This is a genomic window from Curtobacterium luteum (genome assembly GCF_001475545.1).
Lineage (GTDB): Bacteria > Actinomycetota > Actinomycetes > Actinomycetales > Microbacteriaceae > Curtobacterium > Curtobacterium luteum_A.
The window spans coordinates 59,567-80,459 of sequence record NZ_LDQC01000049.1; the positions used below are offsets into that span (position 1 = coordinate 59,567).

General features: G+C 68.5%; 13 protein-coding genes. 6 read left to right on the forward strand and 7 right to left on the reverse strand.

Annotated elements, in window-relative coordinates:
• The first annotated feature begins 71 nt into the window (after positions 1-71).
• Together NS184_RS18325 and NS184_RS09525 are read left to right on the forward strand one after the other, a co-directional pair.
• On the forward strand, positions 72-227 hold the full coding sequence (locus tag NS184_RS18325; RefSeq protein WP_176491703.1) for a hypothetical protein: 156 nt from the start codon (positions 72-74) through the stop codon (positions 225-227).
• A gap of 20 nt (positions 228-247) precedes the next feature.
• Complete coding sequence (locus NS184_RS09525; RefSeq protein WP_058725884.1) at positions 248-1,300, forward strand: glycosyltransferase; 1,053 nt, start codon at positions 248-250, stop codon at positions 1,298-1,300.
• 6 nt (positions 1,301-1,306) lie between these two features.
• On the opposite strand, the gene NS184_RS09530 is transcribed toward NS184_RS09525, so the two are convergent.
• Positions 1,307-2,977, reverse strand: a complete 1,671-nt coding sequence (locus tag NS184_RS09530) for a glycosyltransferase family 2 protein (RefSeq protein ID WP_058725885.1) — start codon at positions 2,975-2,977, stop codon at positions 1,307-1,309.
• Complete coding sequence (locus NS184_RS09535; protein WP_193750438.1) at positions 2,974-5,061, reverse strand: acyltransferase family protein; 2,088 nt, start codon at positions 5,059-5,061, stop codon at positions 2,974-2,976. Before NS184_RS09535 ends, NS184_RS09530 begins: the two co-directional genes overlap by 4 nt.
• Positions 5,062-5,196: 135 nt before the next feature.
• On the opposite strand from NS184_RS09535, the gene NS184_RS09540 reads away from it, so the two are divergent.
• A complete protein-coding gene (locus NS184_RS09540; RefSeq protein WP_058725887.1) occupies positions 5,197-6,807 on the forward strand; it encodes a hypothetical protein in 1,611 nt (536 codons plus the stop codon).
• Between the two features lie 6 nt (positions 6,808-6,813).
• Here NS184_RS09540 and NS184_RS09545 read toward each other — a convergent pair whose 3' ends face one another.
• From NS184_RS09545 to NS184_RS09555, 3 genes are read right to left on the reverse strand one after another with little or no spacing between them, the layout of a single operon-like run.
• Positions 6,814-9,498 (reverse strand): bifunctional glycosyltransferase/CDP-glycerol:glycerophosphate glycerophosphotransferase, encoded by a 2,685-nt coding sequence (locus NS184_RS09545; protein ID WP_058725888.1) that lies wholly within the window; start codon positions 9,496-9,498, stop codon positions 6,814-6,816.
• 39 nt (positions 9,499-9,537) lie between these two features.
• A complete protein-coding gene (locus tag NS184_RS09550) occupies positions 9,538-10,251 on the reverse strand; it encodes an ABC transporter ATP-binding protein (protein WP_058725889.1) in 714 nt (237 codons plus the stop codon).
• Positions 10,252-10,262: 11 nt separating this feature from the next.
• The gene (locus NS184_RS09555) at positions 10,263-11,084 is read right to left on the reverse strand and encodes an ABC transporter permease (RefSeq protein ID WP_058725890.1); all 822 of its coding nucleotides are present in this window, start codon (positions 11,082-11,084) and stop codon (positions 10,263-10,265) included.
• Positions 11,085-11,245: 161 nt separating this feature from the next.
• On the opposite strand from NS184_RS09555, the gene NS184_RS09560 reads away from it, so the two are divergent.
• The 3 genes from NS184_RS09560 to NS184_RS09570 are packed head-to-tail and all read left to right on the forward strand — an operon-like array spanning position 11,246 to position 15,514.
• Entirely contained in the window at positions 11,246-12,616 is a 1,371-nt protein-coding gene (locus NS184_RS09560) for a glycosyltransferase (RefSeq protein WP_083513589.1), read from the forward strand.
• Positions 12,613-14,067, forward strand: coding sequence for a glycosyltransferase family 2 protein (locus NS184_RS09565; protein ID WP_058725892.1), 1,455 nt, complete (start codon positions 12,613-12,615; stop codon positions 14,065-14,067). Before NS184_RS09560 ends, NS184_RS09565 begins: the two co-directional genes overlap by 4 nt.
• 58 nt (positions 14,068-14,125) lie before the next feature.
• The gene (locus NS184_RS09570) at positions 14,126-15,514 is read left to right on the forward strand and encodes an ArnT family glycosyltransferase (RefSeq protein ID WP_058725893.1); all 1,389 of its coding nucleotides are present in this window, start codon (positions 14,126-14,128) and stop codon (positions 15,512-15,514) included.
• A 71-nt stretch (positions 15,515-15,585) separates the two neighbouring features.
• On the opposite strand, the gene NS184_RS09575 is transcribed toward NS184_RS09570, so the two are convergent.
• Positions 15,586-16,386 (reverse strand): hypothetical protein, encoded by an 801-nt coding sequence (locus NS184_RS09575; RefSeq protein WP_058725894.1) that lies wholly within the window; start codon positions 16,384-16,386, stop codon positions 15,586-15,588.
• Between the two features lies 1 nt (position 16,387).
• Positions 16,388-19,870 carry a DNA polymerase III subunit alpha gene (gene dnaE / locus NS184_RS09580; RefSeq protein WP_058725900.1) on the reverse strand — a complete coding sequence of 1,161 codons (3,483 nt, stop codon included), beginning with the start codon at positions 19,868-19,870 and terminating at the stop codon, positions 16,388-16,390.
• Between the last annotated feature and the right edge of the window lie 1,023 nt (positions 19,871-20,893).

The following is a 20,893-nucleotide window of genomic DNA, read 5'->3' on the forward strand; positions in this document are numbered from 1 at the left end:
CAGTGGGTTCGTTCACGGTTCTCCGAGGCTTCCGCAGCCATCTGTTAACCGTGGCGGAGGACGATCAAGGCATGTCGCTCCTCTCCGATGCCATCCGCTCGACCTTCACCGTCCGGTGCGTGGTCTGCGGTGCCGTCATCAGCAAGCGAGCTGCACTCGACCACGACGGACTGGCGTTCTGCTCGGTCCTGCACGAGGCCGAGTACATCGTCGCGACGCTCGACTGAGCGCCCCGTAGGATCGGGCGGTGCCCGATCGCTCCCTCGTGGTGTTCCCGGCCTACCGGGACAACCCCTACCTCAACCTGATGCTCCTCGCCCCGCGGGCCGCAGGATGGAACGTCGTCGAGACACTGCGGCTCGAACAGCTGGAAGGGCACCTCGGGCACCTCGGCGCCGGTGACGTGTTCCACATGCACTGGACCGCCCCGATCGTGCAGCGCGCCGACGACGACCACGAGGCTGCTCGGGCGCGACTGGACCGCTTCCGGAACGTCGTCGACGCCGCCCGCTCGCGCGGTGCTCGACTCGTCTGGACGATCCACAACGTCCTCCCGCACGACGCCCGGCACCTCGACCTCGAACTCGAACTGAACCGGTACCTCGCCGCCACCGCCGACGCGGTGCACGTCATGAACCGTCACACCCCTGCAGCCGTGTCGGACTTCTACACGCTCGACCCCGTTCGCGTCGTCCGCATCCCACACCCGAGCTACCAGGGTGTGTACCCGGCATCCGTGACGCGGTCCGAGGCGCGCACTGCCCTCGGGCTCGGCGACTCGGAGCGGACCGTGCTCGCCTTCGGGCAGATGCGTCCGTACAAGGGCCTCGACCTGCTCATCGACGCCGTTCGGACCCTCGCCCCGTCCGAGCGCCCCGTGCTGCTGTTGGCCGGCCGGACCACCGACGGGGACCGAGCCACCATCGACAGGCTGCTCGGCGACGACCTCCGTGCCGTCCGCGAGCACGACCACGTCGAGGACGTCGACGTGCAGCGGTGGTTCCGGGCGGCCGACCTCGCGGTGTTCCCCTACCGGCGTGTGCTCAACTCGGGCGCGCTGCACCTCGCTGCGTCGTTCGAGGTACCGGCGGTGCTGCCGGACGAGCCCCACCTGCGCGCCGAGTTCGGCGACCAGGGGTGGGTCGAATGGTTCGACCCGGCCGATGCAGTGGGGTCGCTCGCGCGGTTGCTCGCCGGTCCGGTGGAGGCTGCAGAGGGTGCCGCGGCGTTCAGCCGGCAGCTGTCGCCGTTCGGGCGGTCGCGGGAGTACGCGGGGTTGCTCGACGCCGTGACCGGCTGAGTCCGGTCACCGCAGCTTCCGCGCCACCTTGCCGAGGAACCCGCCGAGCCGCCCACGCGGCTCGGGCCGGCGGTCGACCAAGAACCGCCAGCCGTCCTTTCGGTCTGCCAATGGCTGCATCGGGAACGCGTCGGCAACCGGAGGCAGTGCCATCCGGGCCGTGACGACCGGGAACCGGCCGGTCACTCCATCGAACGAAGCCGTCACGGCGTAGCGGCCTGGAGCGAACTCCGCCGCCGCGAGGTCGGCTCGCCATCCCTCGTCGCCGGAGACGACCTCGATGAGCACGTCCTCGTCCGTGGGCCCGGACACGCGCAGGCTCGCTCGCCCGCCGAACTGCTGGACGTCGGCAGGACCTCCGACGGTCAGGCCGTCGGCCGCTGCCTCCGCCCGGTCGACGACGAGTGGGACGATCCGCCGCAGCCTGGAAACGCGGGAGACACGCTCTGCCTGCCCAGAGCGGAGTGCAGCGCTCATGGCATCTGCGAGCGGGTTCCCGCTGGACTCGAGCGGGGGACCCTCGAAGCCGGTGAGCAGCCCACCGAGCACGACGGGCTCGACTTCATCCGCGCCGTTCACGAGCGCCGGGACCAGACCATCGACGGCGAGCTGTCCGGCGACGGCTGGATCCGAGTGCTGCAGGCGCTGCACCGCACCGGCCCACCCGCCGATGCGGTCTCTCTCCGATGTGCTTCCGGTACCGAGCACGAACGCCCGCGCCGCTTCCCATTCGTCGCGGATCACGAGCTCCCAGAGCGTGCGACGAGCCGGAGCCACGGCGGCGAGTCCATCGACCGAAACCGCGGACAGCAGTGCCGCGGTGGCAGGAGCCACTGCTGCGATCATCTCGTCCGACGGGTCGGTCGCGAGAAACCGGTGGAGGTGCGCCCAGCCGTCCGCATCGAGCACGATCTCGGCGTGCTGCGCGCGCAGCACGGGGTCGTCGCGCACCGACGCAGCACAGGCGAGCTCCTGTTCGAGGTACCGAACAGTGACGGTCGCGTCAGCGCGGAGCGACAACGACGATGTGTCACCCCGGTCTCGGTACAGGTAGACGCAATCGGGGACGACATCGATGCGCTCCGCGGCGACGAAGGCCCGCGTCATCGGCTCGATGTCCTCGACGCTCGCGACCTCCGGGAACCGGAGACCGGCGCGGTCCCAGAACGACCGCCGGAACATCCGGTTCCAGCACGGCCGTCCGGAGAGCAGCTGCGGGATGTCGGCCGGAGCGACTGCCTGCAAGTGCCCGTCGAACGGGTGCCAGCGGCGGGTCGGGCTCCACGTCTCCGTGGGCGAGAACTTGAGGTGGTCGCCGATGACCATGTCCGAGCCGCTCGCCTCGAGTGAGTCGAGCATCGCCCGGTACGCGCCGTCGGGAACGATGTCGTCAGAGTCGGCGAAGACGAGGTAGTCGCCGCGTGCTGCTGCCACACCACCGTTCCTCGACTCGGCGGCGCTCACGGCTCCGGAGGGGATCAGGCGCACCCGAGCATCACGGTCCGCGAAGCCCCGAACGAGGTCAGTCGTGCCGTCGGACGAACCGTTGACCACGACCAACACCTCGAACTCCCCGACGGCTTGTCGGGCGAGGCTCTCGAGGAGTTCCGAGATCCACGGAGCGCTGTCCCGGGCTGGGACGACCACGGAGAGCACCGGTCGCGGCTTCGATGTCATCCGAGATCGGCACTCGTCAGCGTGACCGTCCCACGCAGCGCCTTGGCGAGCCACGGGCCGAGCGAGGTGCTGTAGGTGTTGGACAGGTGCGACCCGTCGAAGTAGACCGATACTCCACCGATGGCTGAGTAACAGCGAGACTCGTCACAGAAGCGGTCCTCGACCGGCACGTAACGGACATCAGCGCCGAGACCGTCATGCCGCATCGCACGGAACACAGCGCTCGTCGATGCTGGGTAGGCCGAGGCAAGCGGGTTCGAGCACGACGTCGGCGTCTGCTTCGCCAAGCAGTCCGGCCCCCAGACCTTCTTCTCGAGCGTCGGGCCGGTCAGCGGCACATGCTGCATCACCGTGACGTCACGCCCGACGGCTCGGGTCGACTCGACGAGTCGTTCGTACCCCTTCGCCTGGTTCCCACGCCCGCCGTCGAACACGTAGTTCGCCCAGAGGTCCGCGAGCACCACTCGGTCGGACTTCGGCACGACGGACTTGAGCACCCACGCGTTGCGTGCTGCGCACCAATGCTGCTGATCCTCGGGCAGCTTCTCGCCCCAGGCCGTCTCGTCCGGCGCGACCAGGGAGGAGGGACACTTGTTCCGAGCAGCGACGATCACCTTCCAGTGGTTGATCTTCCCCGCGATGTCGAACGCCGACGACCAAGCGCCCGCGTGGGAATCCCCCCACAGGAGAACGGTCTCGGTGCCGGAAGGGTCGCCGAGGGAACACAGCTTCTCGGTGTTCTCGGTGATGTCGTCGATGCAGTCGTCCTGCCAAGCGACGGGTTTGTCCGCAAGCGATTCCGGCAAGTGGTCCCGATCCAGCTTGCCGAAGGCGGTGCCGCACTCCCGGTTTCCGAGAGCCGCCGCGGCGTAACAGCTGTCGCCCCTCGTGACCTTTGCGATCAGTGCGGCGTTCTCGGTAGCGGTTGCGGCGTTGCTCACTCCGACCGAGCCGATCGAGCCGATGACGAGCACTGCCGCCGCAGTCGCGCCGGCCACGAAGCTGCGCCGTCGTCGGGCGGTCAGCCATGGCGCACGCCGGAACGGTTCCTCCACCAGTCGCTGGCTTGCACCGGCCAGGACGAGCGTCGCCAGGATGATCGCGACCTTCTCGCGGGTGCCGAGGGCGTGACCGAGAGCGACCGGCAGGAGCACGATCAGCGGCCAGTGCCAGAGGTACGCAGAGTAGGAGACGTCACCGAGCCAGCGCACCGCGCCGAAGCGGGACGCGTACGCCCACGACCACACTCCGTCTTCCGACGATCGTGCTGCGATGACGAGTCCCGCACCCACCGTCGGGAGCAGCGCTGCAGCCCCGGGGAACGGCGTCGAGTCCGAGAACGCGAAGGTGGCGACCGCGATGCAGGCGATGCCGCCCCAGGCAAGCCATCCGGGGAGACGGACACGCTCCGGCAGAAGTGCGATGACAGCTCCGAAGGCGAACTGCCAGGCTCGAGCCGTCGTGTCGAAGAACGCGACGTCAGGATCGGACGCGGTGTGGATGAGCGACCAGACCAAGCTCAACGATCCCAGGACCAGCACGGCTGTCCCGAGCGCACGAATGAGGGGCACACGTCGACGATGCGCAACGAGAGCGACCGCGAGCAGTACGAGCGGCCAGACGATGTAGAACTGCTCCTCGACGGACAGGGACCAGAAGTGCTGCAGCGCACTCGGTTGGGAGGCCGCCTCGAGGTAGCTCACCGACTGTGAGGCGAGGTACCAGTTCTGCGAGAACAACGTGGAAGCGAGCGCACTCCACCCGGTCGGCGCGAGACTCGTCGCGGGGAGCAGGAGAACCGAGGCGATCAACACGAACACGATCACCAGCACGGCGGCCGGCGCCAGACGTCTGATACGACGAGCGTAGAAGTCGACCAGCAGCCGCGGAGTGGGCTGCGTCCCGATCGACCGCACCAGGTGACCGGTGATCAGGAAGCCTGAGATGACGAAGAACACGTCGACCCCGACGAAGCCCCCGGGAAGTCGATTGGGCCAGAGATGGTAGAGGACGACGAGTCCGATCGCGACTGCACGGAGCCCCTGGATGTCGGCCCGAAGGTGCGGTTTCGCTCGCTTCTGCACCAGAGCACTGTAGTGGACACGAGCGCGCGTCATTGAACGTCGCGGAGGGCGCCGCCCGGACGTCCCCCGTTCTGCGGGTACCGGGTACAGCGATCTCGGTCTAGCGTCGATGCAGGACCAGGTCAGGGGGTCGACATGTCCCGTCGTCGGACGATCCGCGGTGCTGCCATCAGCGCCCTCGCCATCGTCGCGGTGGTGCTCGCCGCGGCAGCGCCAGCCGCCGCGGCAACGAAACCCGCCCAGGTGACCGGTGTGACCAAGAGCACGCAGGACTGGGCCGGGAAGAGCGTCAAGGTGACGTGGAAGGGAGTATCCAACGCCACGAGTTACGTCGTGAAGTGGTCGACGCGTTCCGACCTCGGCAGCCCGGTCTACAAGGACACGTCGACAATCGGTGCTTGGATGACGAAGATCCAGCCGGGTACGACCTACTACGTCACCGTGGCGGCGAAGAACGGTTCCACGGCGGGAGCTTGGGCCAAGACCGTGACGACGAAGCTCCAACCGAATGCGGTATCGACGTTCGGGACCATCACGGCAAAGCCCGCGAACAACGCTGTGACGGTGTCGATCCCAGAGGTCGCGAATGCGAGCGATTACCGGATCCGCTGGTCCGCCGGCTCGAACGAGAACCGAACCCCAGACCGCTGGACACCGCACTTCACGCCGTGGTCGTCGGCGTTCGACCCGGCGACCCGCACCTGGACGTTGCCCGCGTCGGACAGCGACCTCACGTCCGTCGCGTACGGGAACCCCATCTACGTCCGGGCGATGGCACGGAACACCTACTTCGACTCGACCTACGTCCGGAAGTCCACCCAGGTCAGCGCCTGGCCCGTCCCAGCGAAGCCGGTCTCCTCGGACACGGTCGTGCACATCGCGAGCTACAACGTGCTGTGCTCGGGGTGCGAGAAGTCCGGCACCCCGACCTGGAGCACGCGAGCGCCGGCCATCGCGAACACGATCAACGCGAAGGACCCCGACGTGCTCACGGTGCTCGAGGCGAGCGGGTACTCCAACGGCAACGGATCGAGCCAGGCCTACGTCGATCTCGATCGGAGGCTCCCGAACCTCCAACTCGTCGACGACGCGCCCATGACGGTGGGCAAGTCGCACCAGGGCAACCGCATCCTCTACAACCCGGCGAAGTACTCCGTCCTCGCCCACGGAGTGCTCACCGGAATCAAGGACTACGAGGTCTACCCGGCGTCGTCTGCTCCCGACACCAACACGCCGTGGGCCAAGCTGCAGTCGAAGGACGGCTCCGGCACGACCTTCCTCGTGGTCGCCGCGCACTACGGGATCCCGAACAGCTCCTACTCTCAGCCGCGCAAGACGCTGTTGGGGCAGAACTCGACGCAGCTCCTGAGCGCCTTGAACAAGGTCAACCCGACGAACGCGAACGGCAAGCGTCTGCCGGTGATCCTCGGCGGGGACCTGAACGACAATCGGTACCCGGAAGACGCAATCGACGGGGCCCAGCCGACCCTCATCCGAGGAGGCTTCTACGACTCGTCGGCATCGCAGCACCGGTACGGCACCGCGAAGCCCACCTACAACAACTACAAGCCGGCGAGCCAGCAGATCGACGACCCGAACAAGGACGGGCAGCGGATCGACTACATCCTCACGCAGGGGTTCCAGGGCAGCGACGAGTTCGTCAACAACTGGAACCCGGGCACAGCGGTCATCCCGTCCGACCACAACATGATCGAGACGACGGTGCACGTGCCGGACGTCGGCTGAAGCCGGTCAGGCTGATCCGACGGCAGACCGCGTTCCGACGGGCTCGTCGATGCGCGGGCCACCGTCGAGCGCCTGCATCGACCGGAAGACCCGTTCGCAGTTGCGTTCATCGCGCGTGACGAACGCCTCCTCAGCGCGGCCGCGGTGCACGGGAGCCGAGGCGTAGTCTGCTGCGCCGATCTGCTCGAGGGCGGCTTCCACGCCCGGGACGTCCTCGGCGACCGGCCCGAAGCCGTCCCGAACGTAATCGAAGTACCCCCTGCGACCGACGTGGGTTCCGTCGAAGAACGACGCCGCGTCGAACTGGAAGTACACCAGGGGAACGTCGAGGAACGCGGCCTCGAAGCCGAGTGACGAGTAGTCCGTGACCATGACCGCCGCCCGGGCGAGGACGTCCTGCACGTTCTTCGTCGCGAAGTCCCACACCTCGACCCACTCCGGGATGTCGAAGTCGGCCAGGTAGGGCCGCATGTTCGGGTGCGGCATGAACACGATCCGCTTCCCGGTGCGCGCCGCGAGGTCGCGGACACGTTCCGACCCGACCAGTTGGTTGTACTGCTCGGCGTACTCGCTCGTGAGGAACGCGGGGTTCTTCAACCGCTCGTTGCTGCCGGGGACCTGTACTCCGGCGAGCTTCTTCCGCCAGGTCGGCATGATGAGGATCAAGTCCTGGTCCTCGACCGGCATGGACCGGCGCTTCCGGAGCAGCTCGTCGTGTCGGGGGAAACCGGTGAGCACGACCTCACGCTCAGTGAACGTGTACGGGCCGTCACCCGCGATCGACCGCTTCTCCTGCGGCGTCACCGTCACGAAGAGCTCGGCTGGCTTGGCGTTCACCCAACGGGAGATGTCGTAGTTGGTCACGCCGTGTTGGAGCCAGGTGAACGTGAACCGTGGCTCGCCGTACCGCCGGCGGTCGAGGGGGCTCACCACGTAGACGTCGATGTGTGACGAAGCGAGGTGCTTGGCGTGGAGGAGGAGTTTCAGCCAATCACGGCTCTTGTGCGCGACGAGGCGGAAGCCCTCGGCTTCGAGTCGTGCCCAATCCCTCGACTTCGCGTCGAGGACGAACCAGGCGTTGACCTCTGGATGGTGAGTCCGGACCCATCGGTACAGGTGCTCCGCGTTGTCGTTCGCGTCGGTGTTGCGGTCCATGAACACCCAGGCGTCCTGGAAGCGGTCGCGGACGCTCTTCGTACGGACGGAGACCCCGAGGATGGCGTCCTCGAGCCTGCGTTTGTAGACCCCTCGCCGAGCCTTGCCGTACACGGCCGCGGCCGTTCGACGGAGATACCGAGTCGCCGGGGTGTCGACGTCCGCCCACTTGTTCTCGAGTCGCTTTCGCTGCCCGAGGATCTGCGGCTTCAGCTGCCGGAGCGTGAGCGCTTCTTCCGGCTCGTACCGCTCACCTCGCGTGAACGGGAGCACACGGCCATCCACCCACAACCGCGTGAGCCGAGCTCGTTCGATCCAGAGGTGTCGCTGCCGCAGCACCGTGCGTCCGTAGAAGACGAAGTCCTGATCCTTCGCGTAGACGGGCGCGACCTCGCGCCCGTCGACGACGATCCGCTCTGCTGGACGGTCCCCGGTGAACCAGTAGGTGATCTTGACGTGCTGCCGCACCTCGTCGACCCGCTCGAGCTTCGCGTAGGTCGGCCGCTCGGACATCCCGGAGTACCCGATGAGCAGCGCCCGGCGGACGGCGAACTCGACCCACATGATGTCGAACGAATGGATCGCGTCGTCCGAGATCTTGCTGCGGATCGCGGCGACGAGCCGGTGGAACTCGTCGAAGGTCGACGGTGGGGCGAGTGCGGACGGAGAGTTGAGCGCGCGCTCGTTCTTGAAGTACCAGAACAGGTCGTAGAGCACGGTGTTCTCGAGCCAGCGGGGCACGGAGCCGACTCGCTCCGCCCGCTCCAGCAGGTCCAGGGCACCGTGTCGAAGAACATCCGTGTACTTGCCCGGGTGGTCGAAGTGCGTCTCCATCAACGACGTGCCGTCGCCACGCATCCGATAGTGGTACTTCGCGGAGGCGAGGACACCGATGTCGCTCTTCCGGGTCGCCAGCAGGTACCGGCCGATGAAGTGGGCATCCTCGAAGACGGGACGGACCCGCCCGTCGAACTCGATCCCGTGCGCTCGGATGTCGTCGACCCGGAAGAACGCGGAGTTCACCGCGAGCTGGATCACCGGCTCCTGGTCGAGGTCGATGATCCGTGAGCCCTTCGCGAACTTCATGCGCAGTGGATGGGTGTTGAGCAGCTCCTGTCCTTCGTTGAGCCGCATCTGGTGCGTCGCGAGCATGCCCACTCGGGGCGCTCCGTGCAGATCGATGAACTTCACGACTTCTTCGAAGTACCGGTCATCGAAGACGTCGTCGGGATCCGCGAACGTCACCCATTCGGCGTCGACCAGCTCGATACCGGTGTTCCGGGCTGCCGCGACCCACGCGTTCGCCTGCGTGGTCACCACGACGTGGTCCTCGCGCCCCGAGGCCCACCGACGAAGGATCGCGAGACTGTCGTCGGTCGAGCCGTCGTCGACGAAGACGAGCTGTGTCTGCCGGAGCGGGTACGTCTGGCGTTCGAGTGACGTGAGCAGGTCCGGGAGGAACCGCGCGACGTTGTACACGGCGAACACGGCGCTGACCTTGAAACGGTGCTGCGTCGGCGGCATGGCGGACGTCATCTCTGACACGGGTGTCCCCTCTTGCGGTCGAGCTCGCGCTCAGACGGTTTCGTTGTACGCCTTGACGACGTCGTCGGTCTTGCCGATCATCTTCAGCTCGCCCTCGTTGAGCCAAGCCACCTCGTCGCACATGTCCTTGACCGTGTTCATCGAGTGGGAGACGAGGATGACCGTCCGGCCCTCCTCCTTCATCTCCTTGAACTTGGTCCGGCACCGCTTCTGGAACGTCGCGTCCCCCACGGCCAGCACCTCGTCCACGACCAGGATGTCCGGCGTCACCGCGACGGCCACGGAGAACCCGAGCCGCACGTACATGCCCGACGAGTAGTTCTTCACGGGCTGGTCGATGAAGTGGCCGACGCCGGAGAACGACACGATCTCGTCGAACTTCCGCGCCACCTCCTTGCGGCTCATCCCGAGGATCGACCCGTTGAGGAAGACGTTCTCGCGCCCGGACAGCTCCGGGTGGAAGCCGGACCCGACCTCGAGCAGCGACGCCTGCTTGCCACGGGCGGTGATGGCGCCCTCCTCGGGCCAGAGGATCTTCGCGAGGCACTTGAGGAGCGTCGACTTGCCCGAACCGTTCTTGCCGATGAGGCCGAAGGTCGTGCCGTGCGGGACCTCGAACGAGACGTCCTTGAGGGCCCAGAAGTCCTCGTGCACGGACTTCTTCCCGCGCATCACCATGCTCTTCAGCGAGTCGTTCCGCTCGTGGTACATGCGGAACCGCTTGGAGACGTGTTCGACGGACACTGCAGCATCGGTCACAGGAGTTCAGCCAGCTTCTTCTCGTTGCGGGAGAACACGAAGTAGCCGAGTGCGAGCGAAGCGAAGCCTGCGATGGCGCACGCGACCAGGTCGGTCCAGTTCGGGAGGCGGTTGTCGTACATGAGGTTGCGGAAGACCTCGGAGAACCGCTCGATGGGGTTGAGCTTGTAGACGTGGATGATCCACGGGTGCCCGGCCTTGTTCGCGGCCTGCTCGACGAGCGACAGCGGGTAGATGATCGGCGACAGGTACATCCACATCTGCAGAGCGATGCCGACGAGGTGCTGCATGTCGCGGAAGTGCACGTTGACGATCGACAGGATCAGGCCGAGGCCGGCCGCGAACATCGCCAGGAACACCATGGTCAGCGCGATGAGCGGGATGAAGAGCCAGAACTTGGAGCCGGCGATCGCAAGGGCGATGAGGAGGACACCCATCTCGACGACCCAGGTGAAGCCGAAGGACCCGACGGCCGCGAGCGGCAGCGTCATCCGCGGGAAGTACACCTTCTTGATGAGCGACCCGTTCGACACGATCGAGGTCATGCCGGAGTTGATGACGTTCCTGGCGAAGATCCACGGCAGCAGGCCGCACATGAGCCACAGTGGGTAGATGTTCAGCCCGCTGGGGTCGCCGACCTCGAGCCTCGCCCGGAAGATGAACGAGTAGACGATGGTGTAGATCAGCATCGTCGCCAGCGGGTTGATGAGCGACCACAGCTGACCGAAGACGGTGCGGCGGTACTTGCCCTTCACCTCTCGTGCTGTGAGGTTCGCCAACAGTTCCCGTGACGACACGAGCTCGTTCAGGTAGGACATGCTTGGGGCGAAGGCTCCTCCGGGGCGCGTTCGACCGCGCTCCTGATCGGTAGGGTGACGAGGTATTCTCGCACAGCCCGGCGGGGACCCTGGATGCCACGCCTGCAAGAGCACTCATGTGGCTGCATGAAGAAGCCTCGGTGAACGCGTAGGCTGTCACGGTGCTCATCAGCTTCGTCAATCATTCGACGGCGCCTGTGAGCCTCGGGGGCGCGGAGCGGAGCCTGCTCAGGTTCGTCGAGGACTGGCAGGCAGCGGACCCGTCGATGCGTCCCACCTTCGTCACCAAGGCTCCCCGAGGGAAGTTCACCGCCGCGCTCGACGAGCGTGGCTGGGAGTACGCCGCGTTCCGGTACCGCGGCTGGGCCCTCCCGAGCCCCCAGCCAGCGCCCGCCGCGGAACGCGCGGCCTTCGCGACCGTGGACTACGCCGCCGTGAACGCGATCATCCGCCTCTACGAGCGCGAGCGCCCCGACCTCGTCGTCACGAACACCCTCGTCGCGCCGTGGGCGTCGTTCGCGGCAGCCGTGCTCGGCATCCCGCAGGCGTGGTTCGTCCGCGAGTACGGCGACCTCGACCACGGCCTGCACTTCCAGACCGGACGCGCGGGCGTCCTCGGCGACATCGGCCTCATAGCGGGTGCCGTCATCACGAACTCCGAGGCGATGCGCACGCACCTCGCGCAGTACATCCCGGCCGAGAAGCTCTCGATCGCGTACCCGACGGTCGACACCGAGCGGCTGCTCGCCACCCGGTCCGACTCCCCCGCGGTCACCCCGTTCCCGCAGGCCGAGCCCGGGCTCAGGATCACGGTCGTCGGTCGGGTCGAGGAGTCGAAGGGCCAGCACCGCGTCATCGACGCCCTCGGCCAGCTGCACGAGCACGGCGTCGCCGCGAGCGTCTGCTTCGTCGGCGGGTGGAAGCACCCCGGCGAGGACCAGCGCCTCACCGACCGCGCCCGCGCGCTCGGCGTCGCGGACCGCGTCGTGTTCGCCGGCGAGCAGGCCGCGCCGGCACCGTTCGTCGAGGCCGCCGACGTCTGCGTCACGCCGTCGACCATCGAGGCGTTCGGTCGCACGACGGCGGAGTACATGACGCTCGGCAAGCCCGTGGTCGCCACCCGCACCGGCGGCAGTGCCGAGCTCATCGAGCCCGGTGTCACCGGCATGCTCGTCGACGCGGACGACACGACGGCGCTCGCGGACGCGCTGGCGGCCTACGCCGCCGACCCCGGATCGGCCGGGAGGCACGGCGCGGCTGCCCAGGAGCGGCTCACGTCGGTCCTCGGCGCGGGTCACGACAACGCGGCCGCGATCGCTCGCCTCTCCTCCCTGGTCGGCACCGAGGGCTACCGGCTCCCGCAGGCAGCGCGGTACTGGTTCGAGTTGCCCGGTGCGTACGCGTCGCTCGGTGCGACGAGCGCCCGTGCGGCCGTCGGCCTCCTCGCGAACCGCGTGCGGACCCGGAGCGGCGCCGTCGGCCGTGTCCTGGCCCGCCCGGGAGCCGTGGTCCGGAAGCTGGTCCGCCGGTGAGCGCGGCACGACGGCCGGTCACCATCGTGGTCCCGGTCTACGACGACCTCCCGGGGCTCGAACGCTGCATCGAAGCGCTGCTCGAGACCGTCGACTTCAGCGTCGACCGGGTGCTCCTCGCGAACGACGTCGGGCCGCGTGTCGACAAGATCGAGGCCCGCGTCCTCGAGCTCGTGGGCGACCACCCCGGGTTCGAGTACGCGCGCAACGCACGGAACCTCGGCTTCGTCGGCAACTGCAACCGTGCCGTGCTCGAACTCGACCAGACCGGCAACGACGTCCTGCTGCTCAACAGCGACACCGTGCCGCTGCCCGGCTTCCTCGACGAGATGACGGCCGTCCTCCAGGAGGACGACTGGATCGGCGTGGTGTGTGCGCGGAGCGACAACGCGACGATCGCCTCGTACCCGTACGCTCGCCGGAACCCGCGGGCGAACCTCGTACCTCGCCGCACCCGCGAACTCCACGGCCGGACGAAGTACCTGCTGCCGCAGTACACGGTCTCCCCCGTCGCGATGGGTTTCTGCTTCCTCATCCGCCGCGAGGTGATCGACCGCTTCGGCCTGTTCGACGACGTGTTCTCGCCGGGCTACGGCGAGGAGAACGACTTCTGCCTCCGCATCAACGAGCACGGCTTCCAGTCCGTCCTCGCGAACCGCGCCCTCGTCCTGCACACCGGGTCGACGAGCTTCAGCGGCGACCGCGGCCCATCGCTGCGCCTCGAGCACGAGCGCATCCTGCTCGAGCGCTACCCGTTCTACGCCGGCGCCGTCGCCCTGTTCCTCGCGCGCCACCGGGACGCGGTCGACGTGTTCGCCGATGCCTTCATGCCGGACGACGACGTGGTCCGCGTCGCACTGCACCTGCCGGAGGCGCTCACCAGCAGGGTCGTCGAACGGACGAAGCAGGTCCTCGAGGCCGCGCCCGACGACGTCGTCGTGACGCTCATCGTCGCGAAGCCGCAGCTCCGGACCGCTCGTCAGGCCTTCCCGGGAGCGGCGATCGCGGTCGGCGGACGCCCTCGGCAGATCTTCGACGTCGCCGTCGCGCTCGGAGCGCTGACCACGTTCGGACAGCTCTCGGCGCTCAACGCGAACGCGCCCCGGTGGATCCTCGTCGACCCGGTGTCGCAGGACCTCCGCTGGTCGCACGCGGTCTCGAACCACCGCGCCTCGGCCATCGACCGCATCCTCCGCCGCTTCGAGAACCAGAGCACGAGCTGGCAGGACGGTACCGAACTCGTCCGCCTCATCCGGACTGCCGTCGCGACCGACATCGACCCGGCGGCGCTCCGTGCCCGCTGGCACGCGGTGTCGGACATCGCCGAGGCCACCGGACTGCTCGTGCACCGAGCCACCGTCTCCATCCGGCGACTCACCGCGCTCACCTTCGGAGCACGCAACCCGCGACTCGTCGCACGCATCCGCTCCATCACCGGCCGCGGTGCCTGACCCGCGTCCGCGCCACCGGCCGGTCGGCCTCACGGCCACTCGGCCGTTCCGACTGGCCGTGGTCGTGCTGCTCGGCGTCTGGGCGCTGTACCAGTGCTTCTGGAACCTCCTCGGACAGAACGTCCACGGCGACGAGTCCATCTACGTCCGCGCAGGCTGGTCCTACCTGCACGGGGACTTCTCCGCGAACCGCGAGCACCCGCCGACGGCGAAGTACCTGTTCGGTGCCGCGCAGGTGCTGTTCGGGCAGGGCGTCCTCGGTCCCCGTGTCGTGGTCGGGGTCCTCGTCGTGCTGGTCGGTGCCGCCCTGTTCTGGTGGTTCCGGAAGGAGACCGGGTTCTGGACGGGCGTGCTCGTCGCCGCGGTCTGGCTGCTCACCCCGCGCGACTTCCTCGGTGCCCGGGTCGATCGGTACGCGCTGCTCGACCCGGTGATGATCGCGTTCGCCGTCCTGGCCCTCGCGACCGCCTGGGCGTGGATCCGCAGTGGTCGTCCGTGGCTCGCCCCGGTCTCCGGCGTGTTGTTCGCGTTCTCGGTGACGTCGAAGGTCTCGACCATCGTGCTGCTGCCGGCGTTCGTCCTCCTGCCCCTGCTCTTCCGCCAGCCGCGGCGGCTCCTCAGCGGTGGGGTGGCGTGGCTGATCGCCTTCGTGCTGGCCGTGGTCGCCCTCTACGCGCCGATGGGCACGCGGTCAGCGATCGCGTACATGGTCCGGTTCCAGAACGGTCAGAACGAGAACGGACACCCACTCAGCATCGCGGGAGAGGTCCACACGTTCGCACCCTGGTGGGCGAACGCGTACTTCCTGTGGCACGGCGTCGGCACGGTCACGACCGTCGTGCTCGTCCTGGGACTGCTGGCGGCCCTGTTGCTGCGCCCCGGCCGGCTCGTCGCGTTCCTCGGGACCGCTCTCGGCCTGCTCGTGGTCTTCTACACGTTCGTCGCACACATCGCGCTCGCGAACTACTACGCCGCCTGGATGCCACTGCTCATCGCGCTCGCAGCACTGGGGATCACTCGGGTGGCCGCAGCCGTCCGTCCTCCGCTCGGTGCGGTCGCCGTCGCCGTCCTCGTCGCGGCCCTGGTGGTCCCGGCAGCCGCGGAGAGCGTCACGATCGCTCGGACCCACCCGACGGGCATCGCGCTCGTCGCCCGGTGGCTCGACGACCACGGTCGATCCGCGGGAGGTGTCCTGTTCGCTGCGGCGACGCCGACGCTCACGGACCCGTACTTCGCCGGTCGCGGCTCGATGGAGACCGACGACGGTCCGTTCGTCGCCCTCGTGGTCGGGGGCGATCGGCGCTTCCCACCCTCTGACGAGGTGACGACGTTCCTGAAGGACCACCGCACGGAGCTCCGCCGCACGGACATCGACGGCTTCGCCGTCTGGACTCCTCGCTCCGGGTCCATCGTGGAGCAGCAGCGCCGGCTGACCGTGACCGACTGACGCGCGTCCGCGAACGCGACCACCCACCGGCCTGGAGGCACCCGGCGGCCCCGTCCCGCGCCTCCAGGCCGTCAGACCACCGCGTCGATGACGGGGCGGTGGCGCGCCGCGGCGGTCGCGTCCCACGCGCCGAGCAGGTGCAGCGTCGCGATGCGGAACGCGAGCGCGCGGACCAGCAGCTGCGACCACTCGGTGATGCCGTCGCCGAGCGCACCGAGGCGACCGAGTGGGAACGCGTGCCAGCAGACGGCGTCGACCGCGGCGACGGCGGAGCCGAGCCCGGCCGGTCGCCAGTACGGCGGCCAGTCGATGACGGTCGGCGGGTGCCCTCCGGCGAACAGGACGTTGCCGAGCAGGTCGCCGTGCACGAGCTGGAACGGCGACCGGACCGGCCTGAACGCAGCGGCGAGGCGGTCGAGCGACGGGTCACGGGGCAGCGGTTCCTCTTCCCAGGCCATGCGGTCGGCCCGGCTCCAGGCGTCGTCGGGCCGGACCGGATCCGACCCGGCACCGAGGAAGGCCGGACGGTCCAGGTGAGCGAGCGCGCGGTGGAAGGCCCGTCCGGCACGGAGGACGTCCTCGACGCGGCGCTCGTCGGCGCGGCCGGGCACGAACTCCCAGGCCTCCCAACTGCCGGAGCGCCACGCGCCGTCGGTCGTGGCGATCGGCCGCGGAGTCCGGAACGCTGAGGTGTGCGGCAGCTCGGCCAGGACGGTCGCGCGCCAGTCGGTCACCGTGGGGCCGTCGTCTGGCCGGAGCACGACGTCGCCCACGCGCCAGGCCATGCCGCGGCCTCCCGGGAGCCGGACGGGCGTGACGCCGGCCGCCCCGAAGGCGCGCAGCACGGCGTCGTCGGGGCGGTCGGGCGTCACGTCAGACCAGGCAGCGCGGCCCGAGCAGGCTCTTCAGCTCGCCGAAGAGGTCCGGTGTCAGGTTCACGGGGAACGGCAGCTCGAACGTCCGGGCGACGTCGTCCTTGAGGAGCTTCAGCCGCACCTCGGTCGCGCCGCTGTGCCGGCCGAGCACCGCCGCGAGCTCGGTGACGATCTCGGTGGTCGCCTGACGCTCGGGCAGGCTGAGGGTCAGCGGGCCGGAACCCATGACGTCACCGACGTTCGGCTGGAACATGCTCACCGCGTGCAGGGCCTTGCCGTCGTCGCGGACGTTCACCCGCCCCCGGAGCACGACGATCGAGTCCGCCACGAGGGACGGGCCGAACTCCTGGTAGGTCTTGCCGAGGAACATGACGCCGATCTCGCCGCCGAAGTCCTCGATCTGCACGATGCCGTACGGGTTGCCGGACGACTTCGCCACACGGTGCTGCACGCTCGTCAGGAGCCCCGCGACCGTGACGGTCTCGCCCTCGACCGAGTCGTCCGCCCCGATGAGGTCGGCGATGGTGATCGACTGGTGCTTCGCGAGCTCGATCTCGAGGCCCGCGAGCGGGTGGTCGGACACGTAGAGACCGAGCATGTCCCGCTCGAACGCGAGCTTGTCGCGCTTCGACCACTCCGGCCGGTCGGGCACCTGCGACACCGGAGCGGCGGACGGCTGCTCCTCGGCGACCTCGGCGAACAGCGAGTCGAAGTCGAACCCGACGTTGCCGTTCGCCTCGTCGCGCTTGACCTTCACCGCGGATTCGACAGCGCCCTCGTGGATCTCCACCAGGGAGCGCCGGGTGTTGCCGAACTCGTCGAACGCGCCGGCCTTGATGAGGGACTCGACCGTGCGCTTGTTCGCCGAGGAGATCGGGATCTTGCGGAGGAAGTCGTGGAACGACTCGAACGCACCCTTCTCGGTGCGGGCCTTCACGATGTCGTCGACGACGTTGAAGCCGACGTTCCGGATGGCGCCCATGCCGAAGCGGATGTCGTCGCCGACGGCCGCGAAGAAGCCGATCGACTCGTTGACGTCCGGCGGCATGACCTTGATGCCCATGCGACGACACTCGTTGAGGTAGAGCGCGAGCTTGTCACGGGCGTCGCCGACGCTCGTGAGCAGCGCCGCCATGTACTCGGCCGGGTAGTGCGCCTTGAGGTACGCCGTCCAGAACGAGACCACGCCGTAGGCCGCCGAGTGCGCTTTGTTGAACGCGTAGTCGGAGAACGGCAGCAGGATGTCCCACAGCGTCTTGATCGCTGCGTCGGAGTACCCGTTGTCCTTCATGCCCTGCTCGAAGCCGGCGAACTGCTTGTCGAGCTCGGACTTCTTCTTCTTGCCCATCGCGCGGCGGAGGATGTCCGCCTGACCGAGCGAGAAGCCCGCGACCTTCTGCGCGATCGCCATGACCTGCTCCTGGTAGATGATCAGACCGTAGGTCTGGTCCAGGATGTCGGCGAGCGGCTCGGCGAGCTCGGGGTGGATCGGCGTGATCGCCTGCTCGCCGTTCTTGCGGAGGGCGTAGTTCGTGTGCGAGTTCGCACCCATCGGCCCCGGACGGTACAGGGCGATGAGCGCGGAGATGTCCTCGAAGTTGTCCGGCTTCATGAGCCGGAGCAGGCCACGCATCGGCCCGCCGTCGAGCTGGAACACGCCGAGGGTGTCGCCGCGCTGCAGGAGCTTGTAGGCCTCTTCGTCCTCGAGGCCCATCGTCTCGAGGTCGAGCTCGATCCCCCGGTTCGTCCGGATGTTGTCGAGCGCGTCACTGATGATGGTGAGGTTGCGGAGCCCCAGGAAGTCCATCTTGATCAGGCCGAGCGACTCCGCTGCCGGGTAGTCGAACTGCGTGACGATCTGGCCGTCCTGCTCCCGCTTCATGATCGGGATGATGTCGATCAGCGGGTCACTCGACATGATGACGCCGGCCGCGTGCACGCCCCACTGACGCTTCAGCCCCTCGAGTCCGAGGGCGGTGTCGAAGACGGTCTTCGCCTCGGGGTCGGTCTCGACCACGGTGCGGACGTCGACGGCTTCCTTGTAGCGCGGGTGATCCTTGTCGAAGATCCCGGTGAGCGGGATGTCCTTGCCCATGACGGGCGGCGGCATCGCCTTCGTGAGCTTCTCGCCCATGCCGAACGGGAAGCCGAGGACGCGCGAGGAGTCCTTGAGCGCCTGCTTCGCCTTGATGGTGCCGTACGTCACGATCTGCGCGACGCGTTCGGAGCCGTACTTCTCGGTGACGTACTTGATCGCCTCACCGCGGCGCCGGTCGTCGAAGTCGACGTCGAAGTCGGGCATCGAGACGCGGTCCGGGTTGAGGAAGCGCTCGAAGATCAGGCCGTGCCGGATCGGGTCGAGGTCGGTGATGCGCATCGCGTACGCCACCATCGAGCCGGCACCGGAACCACGGCCGGGGCCGACGCGGATGCCGTTGTTCTTCGACCAGTTGATGAAGTCGGCGACGACGAGGAAGTACCCCGGGAAGCCCATCTGGTTGATGATGCCGACCTCGTAGTCGGCGCGCTCCTGGACCTCGGGCGTGATGCCGTCCGGGTAGCGGTACTCGAGGCCCTTCCGGACCTCCTTCTCGAACCAGGAGTGCTCGGTCTCACCCTCGGGCACCGGGAACTTCGGCATGTAGTTCGCGGCGGTGTCGAACTCGACGTTGCACCGCTCCGCGATGAGCAGCGTGTTGTCGCAGGCCTCGGGGGTGTCGCGGAAGAGGTGCCGCATCTGCTGCGGGGTCTTCAGGTAGAACTCGTCGGCGTCGAACTTGAAGCGGTTCGGGTCGTTCAGCGTCGCACCCGACTGCACGCAGAGGAGCGCCGCGTGCGACTTCGCGTCGTGGGCGTGCGTGTAGTGGAGGTCGTTCGTGCCGACCAGCGGGATCCCGAGGTCCTTCGCGAGGCGGATGAGGTCGCTCATGATCCGCCGCTCGATCTCGAGCCCGTGGTCCATGATCTCGGCGAAGTAGTTCTCCTTGCCGAAGATGTCGCGGTAGTCCGCCGCTGCCTTGACGGCCTCGTCGTACTGCCCGAGACGCAGGCGCGTCTGGATCTCCCCCGAGGGGCAGCCGGTCGTCGCGATGATGCCCTCGTGGTACTCCTGCAGCAGCTCGATGTCCATGCGGGGCTTGAAGTAGTACCCCTCGAGCGAGGCCCTCGACGACAGCCGGAACAGGTTGTGCATGCCCGTCGTGTTCTCGGCGAACATCGTCATGTGCGTGTACGAACCCGCACCCGAGACGTCGTCCCCGCCGCCGTCGCCCCAGCGCACACGGGTCTTGTCGGAGCGGTGCGTGCGGGGCGTGATGTACGCCTCGGTCCCGATGATCGGCTTGACGCCGCCGGCCTTCGCGGCCTTCCAGAACTCGAACGCACCGAACATGTTGCCGTGGTCGGTGACGGCGACGGCGGGCATGCCCTGGGCGGCCGTCTCGGCCACCAGGTCGCCGAGACGCGCGGCACCGTCGAGCATCGAGTACTCGCTGTGCACGTGCAGGTGGACGAAGGAGTCGGAATCCGACACGGAACCTCCGGTTCGCGGGAGCTGCTGCGGTGTGGGAACAGCCTAACCGCGACCACCCACATCCTCGGCGCGTCGGCGCGGCGGCGGGCGGCTCCGGTTCCGGCCGCTTCGAGTGCGCGGCACCGAGGCCGGGCACGACACGCGCAAGCGCTGGTCGCCGGGGTCGCACGACACGCCGCGTGCGTGCCATCGAGGTGGCACGAAGTGTCGCCGCGGAGCGTCGAGAGCGACACGTTCCGCGACCTCGGCGGACGCAGCCGGGCGTGTCGAGCACGCCGGGCGAACGCGCGGCTGTGGGGCGCGCGCTGACGGACGGGAGGCGCGCGGCGGGCTGGCGCCGCGCCTCCAGTCCGTCGCGGGGTTCGTCGCCCGCGGGGCGTGCCGCCGAGCGGTCACGACGCGCCGCTCGCAGGTCGCCGAGGTCGCACGACGCGCCGCTCGCAGGTCGCCGAGGTCGCACGACGCGCCGCGTGCGTGCCGCCGTGGTTGCACGAAGTGTCGCCTCGGGCCGTCGAGAGCGACACATTGCGCGACCTCGTCGACCGTGGTCGGGCGCGCCGGCGACTCGACCGCGCGCGCAACCGCAGACGGCGTACAGGCAGGTCGCACGAGGTCACACGACGCGCCGCGTGCGTGCCGCCGTGGTTGCACGAAGTGTCGCCTCCGGCCGTCGAGAGCGACACATTACGCGACCTCGTCGACCGCGGTCGGGCGCGCCGGCGACTCGACCGCGCGCGCAACCGCAGACGGCGTACGGGCAGGCCGCCGAGGTTCCACGACGCGCCGCCCACGTGCCGCCGTGGTCGCACGAAGTGTCGCCTCGGGCCGTCGAGAGCGACACATTACGCGACCTCGTCGACCGCGGTCGGGCGCGCCGGCGACTCGACCGCGCGCGCAACCGCCGACGGCGTACGGGCAGGCCGCCGAGGTTCCACGACGCGCCGCCCACGTGCCGCCGTGGTCGCACGAAGT